This is a genomic window from Ruficoccus amylovorans (genome assembly GCF_014230085.1).
Lineage (GTDB): Bacteria > Verrucomicrobiota > Verrucomicrobiia > Opitutales > Cerasicoccaceae > Ruficoccus > Ruficoccus amylovorans.
The window spans coordinates 12,076-31,295 of sequence record NZ_JACHVB010000020.1 but is presented as its reverse complement, the minus strand read 5'-3'; the positions used below and the strand labels follow the sequence as shown (position 1 = coordinate 31,295).

Below are 19,220 nucleotides of genomic sequence, written 5' to 3'. Positions count from 1 at the left end.
CGCTCAGTCAATGTCGCGCTGCTGGTTGACGGTCTTGTAGCTGTCGTTCGAGTACCGCTTGCGGTCGGTATTGGAGAGCTTCGACTGGTCCAACTGCGCGGCGTCCCGATCCAACACCTCGGACATCTGGGTGATCTCGCTGTCTGCGTAAGGAGCGTTCATCACGTCGATCTCCCCGCGTAGGTCGCGGAAAAGCGCGGCGGCTTCGCGGTGCTGGCCGGCGTCGCTCAGCTTGACGGCTTCGCGGCGGGCCTCGGCGACGCGGTTGGCAACAACCTCGCGGCCCACGATGACATTCGCGGCGGACTCGACTTCGGCGGGTCTCTCCGTGTAGGCGACTTGTGCAGAAGCGTCGGCATGGGCCTTTTCACCGCTGAGGGCGTCGGTGTAGTCGGCGCGAACGCGGGCGATTTCACGGTCCACACCGGCTTCCCCGGCGGGAAGCTCCACTTCGATCAGCGCGAACTTTTCCCGGCCCCCGATCAATTGGTTGACACTGAAGCGGGCATCCCCGTCACCGATCCGGCCTTCGCGGCCAATGATCCTCACCGGGCGAACGCCGGGCTCGAAGGTCACGACCACCTCGACGCCGGTCGCGGCGACGTTAAGCACATCCTCCAGTTCGGCGGCAAAGATGCGCGTCAGGTCGCGAGCGTTTTCGACGAAATAGCTGTTGCCTTGCCCGGTCTCGGCCAGACCGGTCATGAGGTCTTCGTTAAAGCCCGCGCCGAGCCCAACCGTGCTGACAGAAATATCCTCAGCGGCAAGCTTGAGGCCCAAGTCGCGTAGCGCCTCGGGTGAAGATGGGCCGACATTGGCCTGCCCGTCCGAGAGCAGGACCACGCGGTCGATGGACCCCTCGCGACTGCCTTCACGGACCTGCGCGGCGGCTTGACGAACGCCGCTGTAAAGCGCGGTCGAACCGCCGGGGCGAATCCCCCGGATGGCGGCGGCCAGGCGTTCACGCTCCAGCGGGTGCTGGCTCTCGATCAGGGTGAAAGCTTCGTCGTCATAGACCACGAGCGCGATCCGGTCACGTGGTCCCAACAGGCTGAGCGCTTCCAGTGCCGCCTCGCGGGCCTGCTCGATCTTTTGCCCGCTCATCGAGCCGGAGCGGTCCAGCGCCAGGGCGAGATTGACCGGCGGGCGGGCGCGGGCTGATTCGGTCTCGGCCGGCAGGAGGCTGACTTTGATCACCACGCGCTCGCCCTGCCCGGCCATGACGAAGGGGCGGTCGAGTTCGGCGCGCACAGCGACCGGGGCAGACGCCGCAGCGGCGATACCGGCGGCTCCAGGGGCGACCAGCAGGGCCGCGCAGGGAAGGAAGGTTTTCAGTTTCATATCGGCTTGGGTTGACGTTCGGCACCGGACGGCGTGCCCGGCATTGGCCCCATTGTGCCCGAAACGGCCGTAAATGTCGTCATGGGGCGGTCAGGGTTTTGTCAGGAAAATGTCATGACTTCGTACGCCTGAGGACTTCAGCCCGGAAAAGCCGAGGTGGCTTGCCATTAGCGCAGACATCTGCAGGGTTTTTGATATGCTTATAACCTTCTTCCGCCTGTGCCGCTCGCGTACCGCCATTCTGGGCGCTGCTCTCCTGCCCATTGCCACTCTCAGCCTTGCCCCGGTAGCCCGTGCCTGTACGCGGGTAGTTTACCACGGGACGGAGGGGCAGATCGTCACCGCCCGCTCGATGGACTGGAGGGTCGACGTTGGAACGAATCTGTGGGTGTTCCCGCGCGGGATGGAGCGTTCGGGCGAGGCTGGCCCCAACTCCCTGCAATGGACCTCGAAGTATGGCAGCGTGATCGCCTCGGGGTATGATATTTCGACTACGGACGGACTTAACGAGGCCGGCCTGAGCGCAAGCGTACTCTGGCTGGTGGAGTCGGAGTACCCGGCCTACACCGACGAGAAGCCCGGACTGACTGTCGCGGCCTGGGCCCAGTACGTGCTCGACAACTTCGCCACGGTCGAGGAAGCCGTCCGCGTACTTGAGAAGGAGCCCTTCATCATAGTCACCGACAAGGTGCCCGGCGAAGACCGCCTGGCCGCGCTTCACCTCGGCATCTCCGACGCCAGCGGGGACAGCGCCATCGTCGAATACATCGAAGGCCAGCAGGTAATCCACCACAGCAGTCAGTATCAGGTGATGACGAATTCGCCCACCTTCGATGAGCAACTTGCCCTGCACTCCTACTGGAAGCAGATTGGCGGCACCGTCATGCTGCCGGGGACCAACCGGGCGGCGGACCGTTTCACCCGCGCGGCTTTTTACATCAACGCCGTGCCCAAGACCGGGGACGAGGTCGAAACCATCGCGAGCGTTTTCAGCGTCATCCGCAACGTCTCCGTCCCCTACGGGCTGACCACGCCGGGCCAGCCGAACATCTCCTCCACGCGCTGGCGCACCGTCGCCGACCAGAAGCGCATGCGCTACTTCTTCGAGTCCGCGCTGACCCCGAGCATTTTTTGGGTGGACCTGGACAAGCTCGATTTCTCCCCCGAGACCGGGACGGTCAAGAAGCTCGATCTGGGCCCCGATCAGCGAAACATCTTCTCCGGCGAAGTCAGCGCCAAATTCAAGGACACCCAGCCGTTCCAGTTTCTAGGTATCTAGTTTCGCATCGGGCCTTTGTTTTCCTGCGCACTAGGCGCTTGAACGCATAGCCGCCCTGAGCTAACAATGCGTCGTGTCATCTGAAGTCGAAATATTCGGAGCGTATTTTCCGGGCTGGTTGCTGTCCGCCATCGCGGGTATAATTCTCGCCGCCTGCACCAAAATGGTACTCGCCAAGCTGGGCCTGCACAAGCAACTCGTCATGCCCGTGCTGGTTTACCTTTGCCTGGCCTTCCTCTGGGCCGCGTTGTGCTGGATGATATTTTTCGACTAGTGAAAACGCCTTCGCCGACCGTATCGCAAACCGCCATGACCGAGCCCGCCGACACCACGCCACCCTCCGACCAACCCGCGCCCAAAGCATCGAAGCCCCAAAAGGCGCTGGGCCGCCTGCTGAGCGCGGTCATCGTGGTCGGAGCACTCGTACTTGCCTTTTACCTGCTGGAGCATAGCGAGCACTACCCGCGCACCGACGACGCCTACGTGCAGGCCCGCTACATCACAGTCGCGCCTCAGGTGCCGGGGAGGATCGTGGAACTGCCCGCCCGCGATGGCTTGGCTGTCTCCCCCGGTGAACTGCTCGTGCAGATCGATCCTTCATCGTACCAACTGGCCGTGGACGAGGCCCTCGCCCAGATCGCTGCGCTGGAAGCCCAGCTCGGCGAGGCCGAACGCCAGCGCGGCGCCTCGGAGGAACTGGTCGAAACGGCCCGCGCCGCCACGCTCGCCGCCATTGCGCAACAGACGCTGGCGCAGTCCACCTACGAGCGCATGACGCCATTGGCCGAACAGGGCTTCGTCACCCGCGAACGCTACGACACCGCCACCACCGCCTGGGAGCAGGCCAATGCCGGAGTCCTCATGGCCCGGAGTAACGAGCTGGCTGCCGAGCTGGCCGTGCCCTCGCTGGATGCGCTGCGGGCCGAAATCAAGGCAGCCCGCATCCGGCTGGCTATGGCCGAGCTGGAGTTGGAGCGCACGCAGATCAAGGCTCCCTTCCCGGGCCGGGTCGTCAACTGTGACATCGCCCCCGGCATGATGACCATGCCCGGCGAACCGCTTTTCACCCTTGTCGATACCAGCGAATGGTTCGTCATGGCCAACTACCGCGAGGGCGACCTGAAACGAATCCGCCTCGGGGCCACCGCCCGCGTGCGCCTGCTCACCATGCAGGATAAGGTCTTTACCGGGACGGTCGTCAGCATCGGCCACGGCGTGCAGACACAGGACGCGTTTGACTTCGGACCGCTGCCCTTTGTCCGCAGCCAACTTGATTGGGTGCGCCTGGCGCAGCGTTTTCCCGTCCGCATCCGTATCGACCAGCCCGAGCCGCAGGAGGCGTTCCGCATCGGCGCCTCGGCCATCGTGACCATCGAATAAGGCATGGCCCAGCGGTTGACAGTGGAGGAGATTGCCCGGGAACTGCGTCCCTACCCCGGGCGTGACTGGATGACGGCCCGCATCGTGCTGTCCGTCCTGCTCGCCACGGTCATCATCATGGCCCTGCGCATCCCCAACGGCTGGCTGAGTATTTACTTCAGTTTCGTCTTCGCCAAGCCCACCACCAGGCAAACTTTTCTGATCACTACCGCTGTCGTCATCGTGGTCGTGCCCGTCGTGCTGCTGGCGCTGGTCCTGCTCAAGTACACCGCCGAGTACACCTGGCTGCGGCTGACCGCGCTTGCCGCCGTGCTTTACGGGGCGTTCTTCCTCGCCAATATCATGACCGAGGGCGACATCGTCCGCAACCTGACCATCATCTTCGCCACCGCGCTGACCCTGCCCGATGTTTACCCCTACCCCCACCTCTGGGTTCAGGGCACCATGTGGCTCATGCCCATTGCGCTGGCGGGCGTCATCCCGGTCATGCTGACGACGCTCCTCATTCGCCCCGAGCGCAACTGGCCCCCCGAGCACCGCCCTCCGCCACCCAAGCTCGGCATCGTCCCCGACTGGCGAAGCAACCCGGCCCACCTCGTCTATGCGCTCAAGTGTACCTTCGCCGCGATGGGGACGTACTTCATCTACACGCTGCTCAACTTTCAAGAGATCCAGACCGCGATGATGACCTGCCTGATCCTGGCCCTCCCCACCACGGAGCAGATCATCCACAAGACCTGGCTGCGCATCGGCGGGGCTACCGTCGGGGCGGGGATCGCACTGTTTTGCGCCATCTGGATCATCCCGCTGTCCAACTCTATCGCCGTCCTCCTGCTGGCCATCGGCGTCGGCAGCACGCTGGCCGCCTGGGTCGCGCTCAGCTCTCCGCGCTTGTCCTATGCCGGTTGGCAGATGGCACTGGCGCAGTTTATGATGATCTCCACCGCTTTTGGCCCTTCCACCGACCTCACCGTCCTGCGCGACCGCCTGCTGGGCATCCTTCTTGGAAATATCATGATGGGAATGACATTCAAATATCTCTGGCCGGAAAAACCCTCCGGCAGCACGCTGGGCAAGGCCCTGCCGCTGCTCTGCGTGGGCGCGCTGGCGATGTTGTTCACCGGCTGCCAGAACACCGCCGAACTCGCCCCCCAGAGCCCGAGCCGCCCCTGGCGCAGCCCCGAGGCCGAGAAATACCGTCTGCCCCAGCAGTACGCGCACCCCACCGTGCAGAGCTACGAGGCGGACCACGAGTACACGCTCTCCGAACTGGCGGACCTGGCGCAGCGCAACAACCCGAAGACCCGTATCGCCTGGGAACAGGCCCGCGCCGCCGCCGCCGGAGTCGGCGTGGCGCAGAGCGCGTACTTTCCCGAGCTGAACCTGATCGCGGCCGCCGGTTACGAGCACGTGCCCTTCCCCCTGCCGCAGAACATCTTCTCAGCCGGCTTCTTTTACTCGGACATGGCCATCGTCCGCCCCGAAGTTCAAGTCTCCTGGCTGCTGTGGGACTTCGGACGGCGCGAAGCCATTGAAAAAGGTGCCCGCGAGCAGTCGGTGGCGCAAAACTTCGCCTTCAACGCGCTGCACCAGCAACTGCTTTTCGATGTCTGCCAATCCTACTACAAGCTAATCAGCCTGCGCTCCGCGCTGGCCGTCGTCACCGCCGCGCAGGCCGACGCCCGCCTGATCGAAAAGGCGACCCAGTCGGCGCTCGACCAGGGCTTCGCCACCCGGGCCGAGCTGCTCCAGACCAAGCAGCAGGTCGCGCAGTTCGACTTCGACGTATCCGCCCTGCAGGCCGACCTGCGCAAGGCCCAGGTCAACCTGTGCGAAATCGTCGGACTCGACCCCGGACAGCCCCTGCGCGTGCAGGACATCACCGAACTTCCGTTGCCGGACAACCTCGACTCCTCCGTCAATGCGCTGGTGGACAGCGCCCTGGCCAACCGCCCCGACCTGAGCGCCCACGTCGCCCAGCTCCGCGCCGCCGAGGCCAACGTCGAGCAGGTCGAGGCGCAGTACGGCCCCACCCTCGCCATCAGCGGCAACGCCGGACCTGTTTACAGCGCCTTCAACGCCGACAATACCGGCTGGGTCGATACCTTCGAGGCCGAGTACGGCGGGGCCGTGGTTCTCAGCCTTCCGGTCTTCGACGGAGGCCGACGCCAGCACTTGAAAATCGCCGCGCAAGCCGAAAAGCGCGAGGTCGAAGCCGTCATCGCCGACGCCCGCAACAACGCCGTGAGCGAGGTCTGGGAAGCTTACACCGACTACGAAAACGCCCGCCGCCAGCTACGCTCCGCCGAAGCCCTCGTGGCCGCCTCCGAGGCTTCGCAGCAAGCCACCCTGGCCTCCTTCGAGCAAGGCTTTGCCAGCGTGACCGACGTGCAGACACAGCAGGCGCTTTTGATCAAGGCCCGCGAAAGCTACAATCAGGCCCGCACCGATATTTTTCTGAGCGCCTCGCTTTTACAGTTCGCCACTGGCCAGCTTACCGCCGGAACCGTCGAACCCGAAATCGACCGGCAGCGATAGCGACACGGGAGAAGCTCACGTCTTTTTTATTAACCACAAAGACGCAAAGGCACATAGGAAGAGTAACTCCGTGCGCGCCGTATTTTCCGGTATACTTCGGAGGCCGCCTGCGACTAAACGACCTTTTCGATGCTGCCGTCCGCGCCGTTGGGGAGCTTGAAGGTCGCGCCCTCAGTTTTGCCCATGAGCGCCGAACCGACCGGCGACTGCGCGGTGATGACCGTCACTTCGGTGCCGTCAATATCGAGCGTCTCGCCACCCCCGACCGGTGAGAGGTAAAACCACTCCCGAAACCGTCCCAGGCGGCAGCGCACCAGCGCCCCGCGAAGCGCACTCTCACGTGGCACAGTCAGCTCGGCCCGGAGTCCTTCGAGCGTGTTGACCGCCTCGGCCAGCGCACGCGCCACCGCAGCCTGCCCGGCTGCGAGATAGGAGGCTTCGAGCCCCTGCGTGTCGTATTTGGATTCGGCGCGGGATTCGTCGTTGGTCGCATACTCGGCGGCATCTTTGGAAGCGCCGACAGCGACGTTCAACTCGGCACGGAGCTTATCCCGCAAAGCGTCGAAAACCTGGCTTTTCTCCATACCTTAGAACAACCGGAAAACGCCCCGGACGAAAGCCTAAAAGCAGACGTCGCTACGCCCAAATGCGTCGGCTGGTTCAGTCGCCATAGACAAATTCACCCGTTTCTTTCAACTCGATCCGAAGTCTCCCGCCGACAATTGAAATCCCGACAAAACGCCCCTTGTCCGGATCGACGGAGAACGTCTCGCGGACGTTCATAGTCGGAAACTCCAACGTGAACTTCACGGGCGGTTCTTTATAGCGAAAGCTGGTCGTGTCCGCGAAGCCGTCCGCATTCGAGCGCAGCAGCCCGCTGAAAATCTTCTCGCCGTCCACCGTGACCACAGCCGGGAGGCGTTGAAACCCCTTCTGGAAGTCAATGGTGATAATCTGCGGATCGGGGGCGACTTCGACGTTGCGCGGGTTCACTTGGGCCGGAGGAACGATGGCGAAAATCCCATCATCGACCACGCTGCGGTTCGACAGCGCCCCCAATTCACGCGCGGGGTAAAATGTTCCCTGTTCTCCGGTGCTCGTCCTGATCGGTCTGCCGCCGGGAATCGGGTCCGGGTAATCCTCGGAGGCCCCTTCCTCACTGGCACAGCCTGAGAACGCCAGCACCAGCAGGATCAGGATAAACAAGGGGCATCGCGACAGTCGGGACGGGATGGGATTCACGGTGGCAAGAATAGGTCCATCCCAGCCGGGATTCAAGCCCGACTTGTCATCCCTCCCATCGATAAATCTCTCCCCAGGCTGCACTCCTTGACGCGGCTGTCGCGGCAATATCGTCCTTACCCTAAAAAAAATGCCAAAATCAAGACTCGCGCCCGAGGCCCGGAACCAGTGACATCTCCCCCGTGGTTCTGACTTTGAGAAAGCTGCACCTCGCCTTTGGCGGGGCCCCTCTCCTTGACGACGTTTCGCTCGTGCTCGACGCCGGCGAGCGCGCCTGCATCGTCGGGCGCAACGGCACGGGTAAGTCCACGCTCATGCGCGTGGTGGCCGGGCGCATCCATCCCGACAGCGGCGAGGTCAACCTGGCCGCCGGGACGCGTGTCGCCTTTTTGCCGCAGGAAATCCCCGACGGTCTCCACGGCACCATCGGCGAGATCGTGGCCGGGCCGCTCCACTCCCACGGCCTGGCCGAGTGGGAAATCACCCACCAGGTCGAGCGCACGCTGGAACGGATGGAACTTCAGGCCGAGCCCGCCTTCGACAGCCTCTCGGCCGGAATGCGCCGCCGCGTCCTGCTGGCCCGCGAACTGGTCCTCGAACCCGAACTGCTCCTGCTCGATGAACCAACCAACCACCTCGACATCGAGGCCATCGCCTGGCTTGAGGCGTTTTTAAAGGCCTTCCGGGGTGCGGTGCTCTTCGTCACCCACGACCGGGCCTTCCTGCAAGGGATTGCCACACGCATCCTCGACCTCGACCGGGGCCAGTTGACCAACTGGGACTGCGACTACAAAACCTACCTCCAACGCAAGGAGGAATGGCTCGCCGCCGAAGAGCAGAACTGGGCCGTCTTTGACAAAAAACTCTCGCAGGAGGAAACCTGGATCCGCCAGGGCATCAAGGCCCGTCGTACCCGCAACGAGGGCCGCGTGCGCGCCCTCAAGCGCATGCGCGACGAGCGCCGTGCCCGTCGCGAGCGTTCCGGGGCTGTCCGCCTCCAGTTTGAGCAGGCCGGGGCCACCGGGGCCAAGGTCATCGAGGCGAAAAATGCCAGCTTCCGCTACGAGGACCGCGCCATTATCGAGGACTTTACCGACGTCATCGAACGGGGCGAAAAAATCGGCATCGTCGGCCCCAACGGCGCGGGCAAGTCGACCCTGCTCAAGCTCCTGCTCGGCGTCTTGCCCCCGGCTACAGGCAGCGTCCAGCAGGGAACGGGGCTCCAGATCGCCTACTTTGACCAGACCCGCGACGCGCTGGTGGAGACCGAGACCGTGCAGGAGGCCGTCGGACAGGGTCACGACGTGGTCGAGATCAACGGCGGGCGCAAGCACGTGCTCAGTTATCTGCAGGACTTTCTCTTTCCGCCGGACCGCGCCCGCAGCCCGGTCTCAATGCTCTCCGGGGGCGAGCGCAACCGCCTGCTCCTGGCCCGGCTTTTTACCAAGCCTTTCAATGTGCTTGTGATGGACGAGCCGACCAACGATCTCGACCTGGAAACCCTCGAGCTGCTCGAAAGCCTGCTGGTCGATTTCAAGGGTACGCTCCTGCTCGTCAGCCACGACCGCGCCTTTCTCGACAACGTCGTGACCGACCTCTACGTGCTGGAGGGCGACGGACGCATCCAGACCTACGTGGGCGGCTACCAGGACTATCTGCGGGAAAAATCCGCCGCCACCGTAGTGGCCGAAACCGCCCGCAAAACTGCCGCCGCCAAGGCCAGACCCGGCAACAAGCCTGACAAGCCCCGTAAATTCCTCAACCGTGAACGCTGGGAACTGGAAGCCATCCCGGGTGAAATCGAAAAGCTCGAAAGCGAATCCGCCGCCATCTCCGAGAAGCTGAGCGACCCGCAAACCTACGTCACTGCAACCGACGAGGTGCCCCGACTCAAGCAGCGTCTGCACGAGATCGAAGACGAGACGGCCAGGAAATTCTCCCGCTGGGAGGAACTCGAAGCGCTCCGGCAGGAGTTGGAGGGCTAGCTCCGGCCGTGCTTAACCATCGTCGATGAACAGGCTCTAACTCATTTCCTTCTCCAGACGCCCGAGCACCTGGTTAATCACCAGGATCAGGACGCACTCGAATACGGCCAGGTAAAAAAGACTCAGCGCCACACTGATCCCGATGGCCGCGGCAAAAAGAAGACTCGCCGCCGTCGTTAAAAAACGGATACGCATCGAGCCCTCGACCTTAAGAATTGTCCCGGCGCCGATAAAGCTCACCCCAACCACGATGGCCTCGAACAGCCTGAGCGGGTCCGTTCGGATCTGCTCGGACGCAGGCACCGTCTGGCTGTAGTGCTGGAGCAATACACTGCCCAACAGCACCAGCAGCGCGCAAGAAGCCCCGATAATCATGTGGGTGCGAAAGCCAGCCGGCTTTTTTCTGAATTCGCGCTCCAACCCCGGCAACCCTGCAAGTACCGCGGCCAGCGCCACACGCCACATGATCGCCCATTGGTCTGTCGGGATTTCAGGCATTATCAGGGATTCTGGATTTCAGTCGTCTTTTTTATGCGCAGATGGCACATAGCCACCCCTCGCGCTTTCGTCGATTCAACTAATAATATGCCCAGCCTTGCCGCCAATTCAAGCGGGGCGCGAAGAAACGGCAGCTCCTGCCGAAAACGAAAACGGTCTTTTCCGTCGCCGCCGCCCAGTGTTTATATGGCTCAGGGCGTAAGGCGGGAAAGCCAGCCACGGTTGCGCGCCACCCAGCGGTAAAGAGCTTCGCTGAAGCGGCGGAAGCAGCGGCTCCGCCGGTAGCAACTCCACCCCAGCGACCACGGACGCACCCCCCGCAGCGAGCGGAAGACCGCCTCGGCCCCCCGCGTCACGCGCCCATCTGGCTCGATCAGGTGCAAGGCCTCGGCAAAGGCTTTTTTCTCCACTTCCGGGAAACGTGTATCCAATTCCTGATACGCGGCGAAGTCAACCTCCTCTCCCGTCAGCCTGCGCAGCCGCCGCACCCACCGCCCGCAAAAACGGCAATCTCCGTCCCAGATAATCAGCGGGCGGGCCGGAGGCTGCGAAAGCTGGAGCCGGGTCGTCATTGGCTTTTTTTTTTAAAACGCAAAGACGCAAAGCCACAAAGTTAAAAAAGCAGAGATTCAGCAGCAAGCACGATGAAACAAAGTGGGTTGCCCGCGAAGTCACGCGAAGAGGCGCGAAGATTTTTATTTTTCATCCATTCGCGTGACTTCGCGGACAACTTCTTCGCTTTACGATTCCTTACCGGAAGTGGTGTCACAACCAGCTATTCCAATTGATAATCGAAATTTCACTTTGTGCCTTTGCGTCTTTGCGTCTTTGCGGTTAAATCAGAAAAAACCCATGAGCAAAACCGCCTGCGATATCAAAGACTACCAATCGCCCAAAGACGCCAAATACGTCTGCAAGAAATGCGGCGCCCGGGCGAACAAGGAAAAGAAGCTCTGCAAGCCGAAGAAGCAATGAGCGCGAACCGCTCCTGCGCTACTGGCCGGGACCGGATTCGCTGATCTGCTTGATGGCCGAGGTGAGGACTTCCGCCGTGCGGGCGATGTCGTTCACGGTATGGGCCGTGCTGACAAAGCAGGCCTCGTAGGCCGACGGAGGCAGATACACGCCCAGGTCGAGCGCGCACTGGAAGAGCGGCTTGAACAGCTCTGTGCGGCTGGCCAGTGCCTCGTCGAAATTCGTCACCGGCTTGTCCGCGAAATACAAGCCGAACATCGACCCGGCCTGCGGCACCTGAAGCGCTACGCCAAGGTTGGCGGCGGCCAATTTAAGGGCGATGGCGAGTTGCTTGGCGGAGGATTCCAGGCGCTTGTACGGATCGCCTTCGCGCAGGAGCTTGAGCGCCGTAATTCCCGCTGCCATGGCCAGCGGATTCCCGCTGAGCGTCCCGGCCTGGTAGACCGGCCCCAGCGGCGCCAGATGGTCCATCAGGTCGGCCCGGCCCCCGAAGGCCCCCACCGGGAGCCCGCCGCCGATGATTTTCCCCAGGCAGGTGAGGTCCGGGGTGACCCCGGTTTTCTCCTGCACGCCGCCGGGAGCGATACGGAAGCCCGTCATCACCTCGTCAAAAATCAGCACCGTGCCGTGACGGGTGCACAGCTCGCGCAGCGCCTCCAGGTAGCCCGTCTGGGGCAGGATGAGCCCGCAGTTGGCCGGGTACGGTTCGATGATAACCCCGGCGATTTTCTCCGGGTGCTCGGAAAAGGCGAGCTGGAGCGCCCCGAGATCGTTGTAGGGCAGCACGATGGTTTCCCCGGCAAAGGAGGCCGGGATGCCCGCGCTGTCCGGGTTGCCCAGGGTCAGCGCCCCGGAACCGGCCTTGACCAGCAGGGAATCCACGTGGCCGTGGTAGCAACCGGCGAACTTGATAATCTTGTCGCGCCCGGTGGCCCCACGTGCCAGGCGAATGGCCGACATGGTGGCCTCGGTCCCGCTGTTGACCATGCGGACTTTTTCGACCGAGGGAACCATGTCCACAATCAGTTCGGCCATCTCGACCTCGTAGGGGTTGGGCGTGCCAAAGCTCGTTCCGCGCTCCAGCGCCTCGGCCACGGCCTCGCGGATGGCGGGATGGTTGTGCCCGTGAATGGCCGGGCCCCAGGTGCAGACGTAGTCGATGAGCTCGCGTCCGTCGGCGGTGGTCAGGCGGGCGCCCTTGGCGCTTTGCGTGAAAAACGGCGTGCCTCCCACCGAACGGAAGGCCCGCACGGGCGAGTTAACCCCACCCGGAATGAGCTTGAGGGCGCGGTTGAAAAGGTCGTTGGAAACGGGAGAGTCGCTAGCTGACATATTTCTGCACAATCGGGATGCGCCGCCCGACCCCGAAGGCCAGCGGCGTGATTTTCAGGCCGGGGGCGGCCTGCTTGCGTTTGTATTCGTTCAAATCGACTTTGCGGACAATGTCGCGCACGGTTTGTTCATCAAAACCGGCGGCAATGATCTCGTCCGAGACCTTGCCCTCCTCCACGTAGAGGCGCAGGATATCGTCCAGCACCGGGTACGGTGGGAGCGAATCCTCGTCTTTCTGGTCGGGGCGAAGTTCGGCCGAGGGGGGCTTGGTGATGGTGTTTTCGGGGATGACTTCGCCCGCGCGGTTGATGTACCGGGCCAGGGCGTAAACCTGCATCTTGGGCAGATCGGAAATCACGGCCAAGCCGCCCGCCATGTCACCGTAGAGCGTGCAGTAGCCGACGGCGACTTCGCTCTTGTTGCCGGTCGTCAGCAGGAGTGCGCCGAACTTGTTCGAGACTGCCATCAGGAGCAGTCCGCGGGCGCGGGCCTGGATGTTCTCCTCAGCCACGCCGAGCGCGGTCCCGGCGAAAATGTCCTTGAGCGCGCCCCCGGCGGCTTCGACGATCCCGGCGATGGGGAGTGTCTCGAAGCGGATGCCTAGGTTTTCCGCCAGTATGCGGGCGTCGTCGCGGCTGTGCTGGCTGGATATGGCCGAGGGCAGGCTCACCCCGATGACGTTTTCCGGGCCAAAAGCTTCCTTGGCCAGAGCGGCGACCACGGCGGAATCGATCCCGCCGGAAAGCCCGATCAGCGCCGAACGGAACCCGCTCTTGTGCGCGTAATCGCGCAGCCCAAGAACAAGCGCGTCGTGGATGTCGGCGAGGTCGTCCTGATCGTAGCGGGGGTCGATGTCGGCGGCGGACGCGGCGGTATCGACCACGCGCAGCTCCTCGGAAAAGCCTTTCAGCCCGGCCAGCAGCGTGCCGTCGGCAGCCATTACCTTGCTGTGCCCGTCGAAAATAAGCTCGTCGTTGCCGCCGACCAGATTGCAATAGACCAGCGGGCAGCCGCAGCGGGTGGCCACCTCAGCCAAGAGATGCTCGCGCAGGTGTTTTTTACCGCTGTGCCAGGGGCTGGCGGAAAGGTTGAGCACGAGATCCACCCCGGCAGCGGCGAGTTGGCCGACCGGGTCCACCTCGTAGTGGCGGCGGGTGGGCACGGAGGGGTGGTTCCAGACATCCTCGCAGATGGTGATGCCGATGCGCACGCCCTTCCAGGTCACAAGCCCGGTCTCACGGGCCGGTTCAAAGTAGCGATCCTCGTCGAACACGTCATAAGTCGGCAGCAGGCACTTGCGCACGATGTGGCGGACCTCGCCCTGCTCGCACCAGGCGGCGGCGTTGTAGAAGTGCCGACCGCGCTCGGCGGAGTTCTTTTCCACGAAGCCGATCAGGGCGGGGACTTCGCCGATTTCGGCGGCGAGACGGCGCAGGCTGGCCTCGTTGTCGGCCACGAAACGGCTCTTGAACAGCAAGTCGCGCGGCGGATAACCGGCCACGGCCAGTTCGGGGGTGAGAACCAGCTCGGCCCCGGCAGCGACAAGCTCACGATAGCCGTGCAAAATCTTTTCGGCGTTCCCCCGGAGGTCGCCCACGATGGTGTTAATCTGCGCCAGGCCGATCTTCATTGCGGGCCACTATCCGCGATCGCGCACGGCTGTTCCAGTCATTTTTGCAAAAGCGGCAAGGAAATCGAAAATTAGGGTGGCGATGGCGTCGGAATTGGTAATCCTTCCAAGTGCGCGTCTCCATTGACGGACGTGCGCACAAGGCTACTCACCATGCCCGACACCTTGATACTGGCCTCGGCCTCCCCCCGCCGCCGTCACCTGCTGGAGCAGGCGCGGCTGCGCTTCGCCGTGGAACCGGCGCAGGTCGAGGAACACGAAGACCCGGCCTCCGACCCGCGCGAAACCGTCCTGCACAACGCCCGCATCAAGGCCGCCGAAGTCAGTGCCCGCCTGCCCGACGCGCTCGTTCTGGGCTCGGACACGGTGGTCGCGCTCGACGACGAGGTCTTGCACAAGCCCGCCGACATGGACGAAGCCCGCGCTATGCTCCGCCGCCTCTCGGGGCGCACGCACACGGTCTTCACCAGCGTATGCCTGCTCGGCCCCGGTATCGACGAGTGCCACGCCGTCACCAGTGCCGTCACCTTCAAGCCGCTCGACGAGGCGGCCATCGGGCGCTATTTCTCGCTCGTCAATCCGCTGGACAAAGCCGGAGCCTATGGTATTCAGGAGGGGAAAGAAATGATCATCGCCGGGCTTGAGGGCTCCCTGAACAACGTCATGGGGCTTCCGACCGAGTTTCTGCTCGCTCTGCTCGACCGGCTCCACCTCCTCGACACGCTACGCCTGACATGACGACCGCACCTCTGCCGCCGCCCCGCCGGAAGCCCTCCGAATGGCCGCGCTGGGACCGAGAATCGGACTTTGACCGCCGCGCGTACCGGACCTCCGTCACCGTCGGGCTGGCCGTGACGGTGATTTTCCACCTCATGCTGATCTACGTCGTGCCCTGGCCCGATGTGAACTTTGAGGAGGCCCAACCCGAGCCACCCAACCCGCCGATGGAAGTCGAGCTGGTCGAGGCCCCGCCGGAACCGGAGCGCTTCGTCGAGACCAACCCGAACGTTATCGAGGAAAAGCCCAAGGACACGCAGAATTACGCCGCCCAGGATCAGGTGGCTGCCCAGGAGCAGCCCGACACAACCCAGGATTCGGAAATTCCGAAGATCGACGGCGAAATACCCGACTCCCAGAAAATCGTGACGGGCGATCTTTCCGAGGAAAGCTCCCCGCCCCCGGTCCCCGTCGGGTTGCCCGATGCCCAACCCGCGCAGCAACAACCCGACCAGCAGGCCCAGCCCACCGAGCAGGCGCAGGAACAGGTCGAGACGCCTACGCCGGAACCGCAGGAACAGGCGCAGCCGGTTGAGCAGCCGGCCGAATCCGAAGCCACCGAGACACCGCAGCAGGAAGCTCCAAAAATGCCGGAGCAGGAAGCGGTCGAAGACGAGGGTACCCCCAGCATTGAAAAGGCCGGAGAGGCCGAAAAGGTGGCCGAAAAGCCCGAGGAGAAAACCGTCGAGCCCGCCCCGTCCCCGCGCCCGCAGCGCGAGATTTCCGTCATGATGGAGGAGGTCGCCCCCAGCCAGCAGGCGCAGCAGGGCGAGCTTACCCCCAGGCCGCGCCCGCGCATCAACTTCAAAGTCCCGCCCGGCCCGCTGATGCAGAACCCCGTCTCGGCCAGCCGCATGGGCGCGCTCGCCATCGACGCCAATTTTAGCGAATTCGGCGCTTACCAGCAGCGCATGATGGAGGCTATTTCCGCCCAGTGGAACCTGCTCGGACGGCAGTTCAACTACGCCTCGGCCGACTACGGCACCAAGGTCGTGACTGAATACAAGCTCAACCGCGACGGCCAGGTCTCCGACCTGAAGGTTATCTTCTCCAGCGCCAGCCGGCCCGCCACCCTGCTTGTCCAGGACGCCATCCTGTCCCGCGCCCCCTTCGGCGCATGGACCAAGGAAATGGTCGCCATGCTCGGCGAGGACCAGACCATCCGCATCACCTTCTTCTACCGCTAGGTCCGGCGCCGCTCGCTCGTCATTTGCCGCTGGCCAACCGCCCTTGTTTTTTCATACCACATGCGTCATGTCCTTTGAACAATGGGAACAACGTTATCCGCTCGGAGATAAAGTCCGGGTGCTGACCGTGCATCCGGCCGGCCTGATCGCGCTGGAAAAGCCCGTCGGCATCCTCTCCCACCCCAATAGCCGTCAGGACAAGGAGCGCTCGCTCCTGAAGGCCAACTACAGCCACGACCACGAGCGCTACTACAATCTCAACGATCAGGGCGACGAACTCTTCCTGTGCCACCGGCTCGACTCCGCCACCTCCGGCGTGATCCTGCTCGCCCAAAGCCTCGAAATGGCCAAGACCGTGCGGGAGCTTTTCAGCTCGCACCGAATGGAGAAGCACTACCTCGCCGTCGTGCGCGGGCGACCCCGTCCGCAGGACGTGTGGATCGACCACATCTCCCCCGCCGACATGCCCTACGGCGGCTCCCGCAGCGGACGCCCGGTGCAGATGCGTTGCCGCCAGCAACTGGTCAAGCTGGACGCCAACCGGCTCGGCCTCTCCCTCATCCAGCTCATTCCCGCTACCGGACGCACCCACCAGTTGCGCATTCAGTGCGCAAACCACGGTCTTCCCATCCTCGGAGACCGCACCTACGGCGACTTTCGCGTCAACCGCTCGCTGGCCCGCCTGCTCGGCTTTGAGCGGCTGTTCCTGCACGCCTCCGAACTGGCTTTCGACTTCATGCACGCGGGCAAGCTGGAGAAATTCCGGGCCGAGTCGCCCATGCCTAATTCCTTCCGGCTCGTCATCGACCAGAACCCCGCTCTCAACCGCGTGAACTACAACCTCCCACCCTCACGGCACGGCGTCCCGCAATCGCGCCGCCGCAACCAGGGACCAGCCTCGCCCCGCGGTTAAGTTATCTCATCTGGGCGCACCACCCGGCGCACGCCCAAGAGGGTCTGGCCTGCCGTCATTTTCCACCCCTGATATTTTCCAGCCATGATCATCCCGCGCAACCCACGTCTCACCCCCGCCCAACTCGAAGAAGTCGAAAAAATCGTCGGCGAATTCGGCTGCCGCATTCAGACCATCGTCGGGGCCGAGCGCTGCATCTACGCCATCCTCGGGGACGAACGCCACGAGACCATGATGAACCGCTTGCTCGGGCTTGATTACGTGGCGCGCGTGGACGCGATTGACTCGCCCTACAAGCTGATGGACATCAAGTCCTCGCTGGCCGAGGGTAAGCGCCAGTTGGCCGGAGTCGAGATCGGCAAGGAACCGCTTTTCATCGCTGGCCCCTGCACCATCGACCCGAAGAACCCGAACCTTTTCTATGAAACCGCCCAGGCGGTCAAAGAGGCCGGCGGGCACATCCTGCGCGGCGGCGTCTGGAAGCCCCGCACCATGCCCTACTCCTATCAGGGCGACAACGCCGCGCTCGACATCCTGCTGGAAGCCCGCGCCCGTACCGGCCTGGCCATCAACACCGAGGTCATGGACACAGACCACCTGCGGCTCGTGCTGGAGGCCGGGATCGACGTGATTCAGATCGGCGCGCGCAACGCGCTCAACTACCCCCTCCTGCGTCAGATCGGGGCGCAAACTGCGGGCTCAAAGACCGCCGTCCTGCTCAAGCGCGGACGCCCGATGGCCCCGGTAGATGAGTTTCTGGCCGCCGCCGAGTACATCGTCTCGGCGGGTAATCCCAAGGTACTGCTATGCCCGCGAGGCACCCTCCCCTCCATGGACGGCTACCGCAACCACCCGGACGAGTCGATCACGCAACTTTTAAAGGCCAAGAGTTGGGCGCCCGTTATCGTGGACCCCTCGCACTCGGTGGGCCGCGCCGCCTACGTCCCGGGAGCCGCCCTCGCCGCTATGGCCTACGGGGCCGACGGCTTTGTTGTCGAGACCCACATCGACCCGAAATCCGGCATCGGCGACGACCCCAAGCAGTCCATCTCCCCCGCTGTGCTCGCAACCCTCATCACCGACGCCCGCGTGATCTGGAAGCTCCGGCAGAAGTATTAGCGCGTTTTAAATAGAATCGTAGCCGCCTGCTCAAAGGCCGAATGGCTAAATGGTTAAAATGGCTAATTGTTGTTTTCTACGTTCCGCATCCAACAATTAACAATTAGCCATTTAGCCATTCAAATTTTGTGGCTACAGTATTTTTGAAGACACGACTTAGCTTCTGGGTATAAGCACGAATATCACGGGAAATTTTAAATTAAAAATCTCCGTGGCTCTGTGCGAGTCACCTTTCTTAAATCAGTTCGATCAGATCTGGTAGTCGCCGCCGCGATCTGACATCTCGTGCAGGCCGCACTCACGCTTGCGCCCGCCGAAGCGGGTGTCTTCGGCGTTCATCCCGGCCTCAAGCTTCGAAGTGCTGTGCCAGTCGCCGACAGAGACATAGCCCTCGTCCCAAAGGGGATGGTACGGCAGGCTGTTTTCGCTCAGGTAATTATAGATGTCGCGGTCCGTCCAGTCGATGATCGGGTAAGCCTTGAAAGTCTTGTTCTGGCGCTCCAGCGGGCGCAGATGTCCGCGAGTCGAGGACTGCACCCGGCGTAGTCCGGAAATCCACGCCTGGGCGTCGAGTTCGCGCAGGGCGCGGTTCATCGGTTCGACCTTGTTTTCGTGGTTGTAGGATTCGAGCGCGGCGATGTCCTTTTCCCAACGCTTACCCTCCAGCGCCTCCTGCATGGCTGAAGTACGGCGGGGGGTGTAGATTTTCAGGTTCAACTCCAACCGGTCGGTCAACTCCTGCGCGAAACGATAGGTCTCGGGAAACAGATAGCCGGTATCGACAAAAATAACCGGGATGCCGGGCACGACGGTATTGGCCATGTGCAGCAGCACCGCCGACTGCACGCCGAAGCTCGTGCTCATGACCAGCGAATCCCCCCATCGCTCGTGGGCGCGACGGATGCGCTCTGCCGCCGGCAGGGCGATCAGTTCCTCGTTTTCCCGCTTGAGATCCGGTTCCAGGGTGGGCATCGTCATGGGTGTCATGATAGATGAAAACTTACTTAATTAGGTAAAATAGTAA

The 19,220-nt window shown here is 63.0% G+C and carries 18 protein-coding genes; 10 read left to right on the top strand and 8 right to left on the bottom strand.

Going from position 1 to position 19,220, the window contains the following annotated elements; translation table 11 throughout:
* Positions 1-3 precede the first annotated feature (3 nt).
* A complete protein-coding gene (locus tag H5P28_RS06630) occupies positions 4-1,341 on the bottom strand; it encodes a vWA domain-containing protein (protein ID WP_185674921.1) in 1,338 nt (445 codons plus the stop codon).
* Between the two features lie 196 nt (positions 1,342-1,537).
* On the opposite strand from H5P28_RS06630, the gene H5P28_RS06625 reads away from it, so the two are divergent.
* The 4 genes from H5P28_RS06625 (at position 1,538) to H5P28_RS06610 (ending at position 6,538) form a co-directional block, all read left to right on the top strand.
* Positions 1,538-2,620 carry a linear amide C-N hydrolase gene (locus H5P28_RS06625; protein ID WP_185674920.1) on the top strand — a complete coding sequence of 361 codons (1,083 nt, stop codon included), beginning with the start codon at positions 1,538-1,540 and terminating at the stop codon, positions 2,618-2,620.
* Positions 2,621-2,693: 73 nt separating this feature from the next.
* Positions 2,694-2,894 (top strand): YtcA family lipoprotein, encoded by a 201-nt coding sequence (locus H5P28_RS06620; RefSeq protein WP_185674919.1) that lies wholly within the window; start codon positions 2,694-2,696, stop codon positions 2,892-2,894.
* Positions 2,894-4,000 (top strand): efflux RND transporter periplasmic adaptor subunit, encoded by a 1,107-nt coding sequence (locus H5P28_RS06615; protein ID WP_185674918.1) that lies wholly within the window; start codon positions 2,894-2,896, stop codon positions 3,998-4,000. The genes H5P28_RS06620 and H5P28_RS06615 overlap by 1 nt, the downstream gene beginning before the upstream one ends.
* A 3-nt stretch (positions 4,001-4,003) precedes the next feature.
* Positions 4,004-6,538, top strand: coding sequence for a TolC family protein (locus H5P28_RS06610; protein WP_185674917.1), 2,535 nt, complete (start codon positions 4,004-4,006; stop codon positions 6,536-6,538).
* Between the two features lie 113 nt (positions 6,539-6,651).
* Here H5P28_RS06610 and H5P28_RS06605 read toward each other — a convergent pair whose 3' ends face one another.
* Entirely contained in the window at positions 6,652-7,122 is a 471-nt protein-coding gene (locus tag H5P28_RS06605; RefSeq protein WP_185674916.1) for a transcription elongation factor GreAB, read from the bottom strand.
* A 76-nt stretch (positions 7,123-7,198) separates the two neighbouring features.
* Positions 7,199-7,744 (bottom strand): hypothetical protein, encoded by a 546-nt coding sequence (locus H5P28_RS06600; protein WP_185674915.1) that lies wholly within the window; start codon positions 7,742-7,744, stop codon positions 7,199-7,201.
* Between the two features lie 230 nt (positions 7,745-7,974).
* Here H5P28_RS06600 and H5P28_RS06595 point away from each other — a divergent pair, with 230 nt between their 5' ends.
* The gene (locus H5P28_RS06595; protein WP_246455910.1) at positions 7,975-9,765 is read left to right on the top strand and encodes an ATP-binding cassette domain-containing protein; all 1,791 of its coding nucleotides are present in this window, start codon (positions 7,975-7,977) and stop codon (positions 9,763-9,765) included.
* A gap of 36 nt (positions 9,766-9,801) precedes the next feature.
* Here H5P28_RS06595 and H5P28_RS06590 read toward each other — a convergent pair whose 3' ends face one another.
* Complete coding sequence (locus H5P28_RS06590) at positions 9,802-10,263, bottom strand: MgtC/SapB family protein (RefSeq protein WP_185674913.1); 462 nt, start codon at positions 10,261-10,263, stop codon at positions 9,802-9,804.
* A gap of 191 nt (positions 10,264-10,454) precedes the next feature.
* A complete protein-coding gene (locus H5P28_RS06585) occupies positions 10,455-10,835 on the bottom strand; it encodes a thiol-disulfide oxidoreductase DCC family protein (RefSeq protein ID WP_185674912.1) in 381 nt (126 codons plus the stop codon).
* Positions 10,836-11,115: 280 nt separating this feature from the next.
* Between H5P28_RS06585 and H5P28_RS19870 the strand changes: the two genes are divergently transcribed.
* Positions 11,116-11,238 (top strand): hypothetical protein, encoded by a 123-nt coding sequence (locus H5P28_RS19870; RefSeq protein WP_281398129.1) that lies wholly within the window; start codon positions 11,116-11,118, stop codon positions 11,236-11,238.
* Positions 11,239-11,256: 18 nt separating this feature from the next.
* On the opposite strand, the gene hemL is transcribed toward H5P28_RS19870, so the two are convergent.
* Together hemL and H5P28_RS06575 are read right to left on the bottom strand one after the other, a co-directional pair.
* The gene (gene hemL, locus H5P28_RS06580) at positions 11,257-12,570 is read right to left on the bottom strand and encodes a glutamate-1-semialdehyde 2,1-aminomutase (RefSeq protein ID WP_185674911.1); all 1,314 of its coding nucleotides are present in this window, start codon (positions 12,568-12,570) and stop codon (positions 11,257-11,259) included.
* Positions 12,560-14,200: an NAD+ synthase gene (locus tag H5P28_RS06575; RefSeq protein WP_185674910.1), complete on the bottom strand. Its 1,641-nt coding sequence runs from the start codon at positions 14,198-14,200 to the stop codon at positions 12,560-12,562. Before H5P28_RS06575 ends, hemL begins: the two co-directional genes overlap by 11 nt.
* Positions 14,201-14,353: 153 nt before the next feature.
* On the opposite strand from H5P28_RS06575, the gene H5P28_RS06570 reads away from it, so the two are divergent.
* From H5P28_RS06570 to H5P28_RS06555, 4 genes are all read left to right on the top strand, one after another.
* The gene (locus H5P28_RS06570) at positions 14,354-14,938 is read left to right on the top strand and encodes a Maf family protein (RefSeq protein ID WP_185674909.1); all 585 of its coding nucleotides are present in this window, start codon (positions 14,354-14,356) and stop codon (positions 14,936-14,938) included.
* Positions 14,935-16,164 carry a hypothetical protein gene (locus H5P28_RS06565; protein ID WP_185674908.1) on the top strand — a complete coding sequence of 410 codons (1,230 nt, stop codon included), beginning with the start codon at positions 14,935-14,937 and terminating at the stop codon, positions 16,162-16,164. Before H5P28_RS06570 ends, H5P28_RS06565 begins: the two co-directional genes overlap by 4 nt.
* 67 nt (positions 16,165-16,231) lie before the next feature.
* The gene (locus H5P28_RS06560; protein ID WP_185674907.1) at positions 16,232-17,077 is read left to right on the top strand and encodes an RluA family pseudouridine synthase; all 846 of its coding nucleotides are present in this window, start codon (positions 16,232-16,234) and stop codon (positions 17,075-17,077) included.
* Between the two features lie 84 nt (positions 17,078-17,161).
* Positions 17,162-18,196 carry a 3-deoxy-D-arabino-heptulosonate 7-phosphate synthase gene (locus H5P28_RS06555; protein WP_185674906.1) on the top strand — a complete coding sequence of 345 codons (1,035 nt, stop codon included), beginning with the start codon at positions 17,162-17,164 and terminating at the stop codon, positions 18,194-18,196.
* A 249-nt stretch (positions 18,197-18,445) separates the two neighbouring features.
* Here H5P28_RS06555 and H5P28_RS06550 read toward each other — a convergent pair whose 3' ends face one another.
* Positions 18,446-19,174, bottom strand: coding sequence for a phosphoadenylyl-sulfate reductase (locus tag H5P28_RS06550; protein WP_246455909.1), 729 nt, complete (start codon positions 19,172-19,174; stop codon positions 18,446-18,448).
* Positions 19,175-19,220: the final 46 nt, after the last annotated feature.

Coding starts and splice junctions, on each gene's coding strand:
- H5P28_RS06565 (WP_185674908.1), top strand. CDS start 14,935: ATGACGACCGCACCTCTGCCGCCGCCCCGCCGGAAGCCCTCCGAATGG.
- hemL (WP_185674911.1), bottom strand. CDS start 12,570: ATGTCAGCTAGCGACTCTCCCGTTTCCAACGACCTTTTCAACCGCGCC.
- H5P28_RS06585 (WP_185674912.1), bottom strand. CDS start 10,835: ATGACGACCCGGCTCCAGCTTTCGCAGCCTCCGGCCCGCCCGCTGATT.
- H5P28_RS06630 (WP_185674921.1), bottom strand. CDS start 1,341: ATGAAACTGAAAACCTTCCTTCCCTGCGCGGCCCTGCTGGTCGCCCCT.
- H5P28_RS19870 (WP_281398129.1), top strand. CDS start 11,116: ATGAGCAAAACCGCCTGCGATATCAAAGACTACCAATCGCCCAAAGAC.
- H5P28_RS06575 (WP_185674910.1), bottom strand. CDS start 14,200: ATGAAGATCGGCCTGGCGCAGATTAACACCATCGTGGGCGACCTCCGG.
- H5P28_RS06570 (WP_185674909.1), top strand. CDS start 14,354: ATGCCCGACACCTTGATACTGGCCTCGGCCTCCCCCCGCCGCCGTCAC.
- H5P28_RS06555 (WP_185674906.1), top strand. CDS start 17,162: ATGATCATCCCGCGCAACCCACGTCTCACCCCCGCCCAACTCGAAGAA.
- H5P28_RS06610 (WP_185674917.1), top strand. CDS start 4,004: ATGGCCCAGCGGTTGACAGTGGAGGAGATTGCCCGGGAACTGCGTCCC.
- H5P28_RS06560 (WP_185674907.1), top strand. CDS start 16,232: ATGTCCTTTGAACAATGGGAACAACGTTATCCGCTCGGAGATAAAGTC.
- H5P28_RS06550 (WP_246455909.1), bottom strand. CDS start 19,174: ATGACGATGCCCACCCTGGAACCGGATCTCAAGCGGGAAAACGAGGAA.
- H5P28_RS06590 (WP_185674913.1), bottom strand. CDS start 10,263: ATGCCTGAAATCCCGACAGACCAATGGGCGATCATGTGGCGTGTGGCG.
- H5P28_RS06625 (WP_185674920.1), top strand. CDS start 1,538: ATGCTTATAACCTTCTTCCGCCTGTGCCGCTCGCGTACCGCCATTCTG.
- H5P28_RS06605 (WP_185674916.1), bottom strand. CDS start 7,122: ATGGAGAAAAGCCAGGTTTTCGACGCTTTGCGGGATAAGCTCCGTGCC.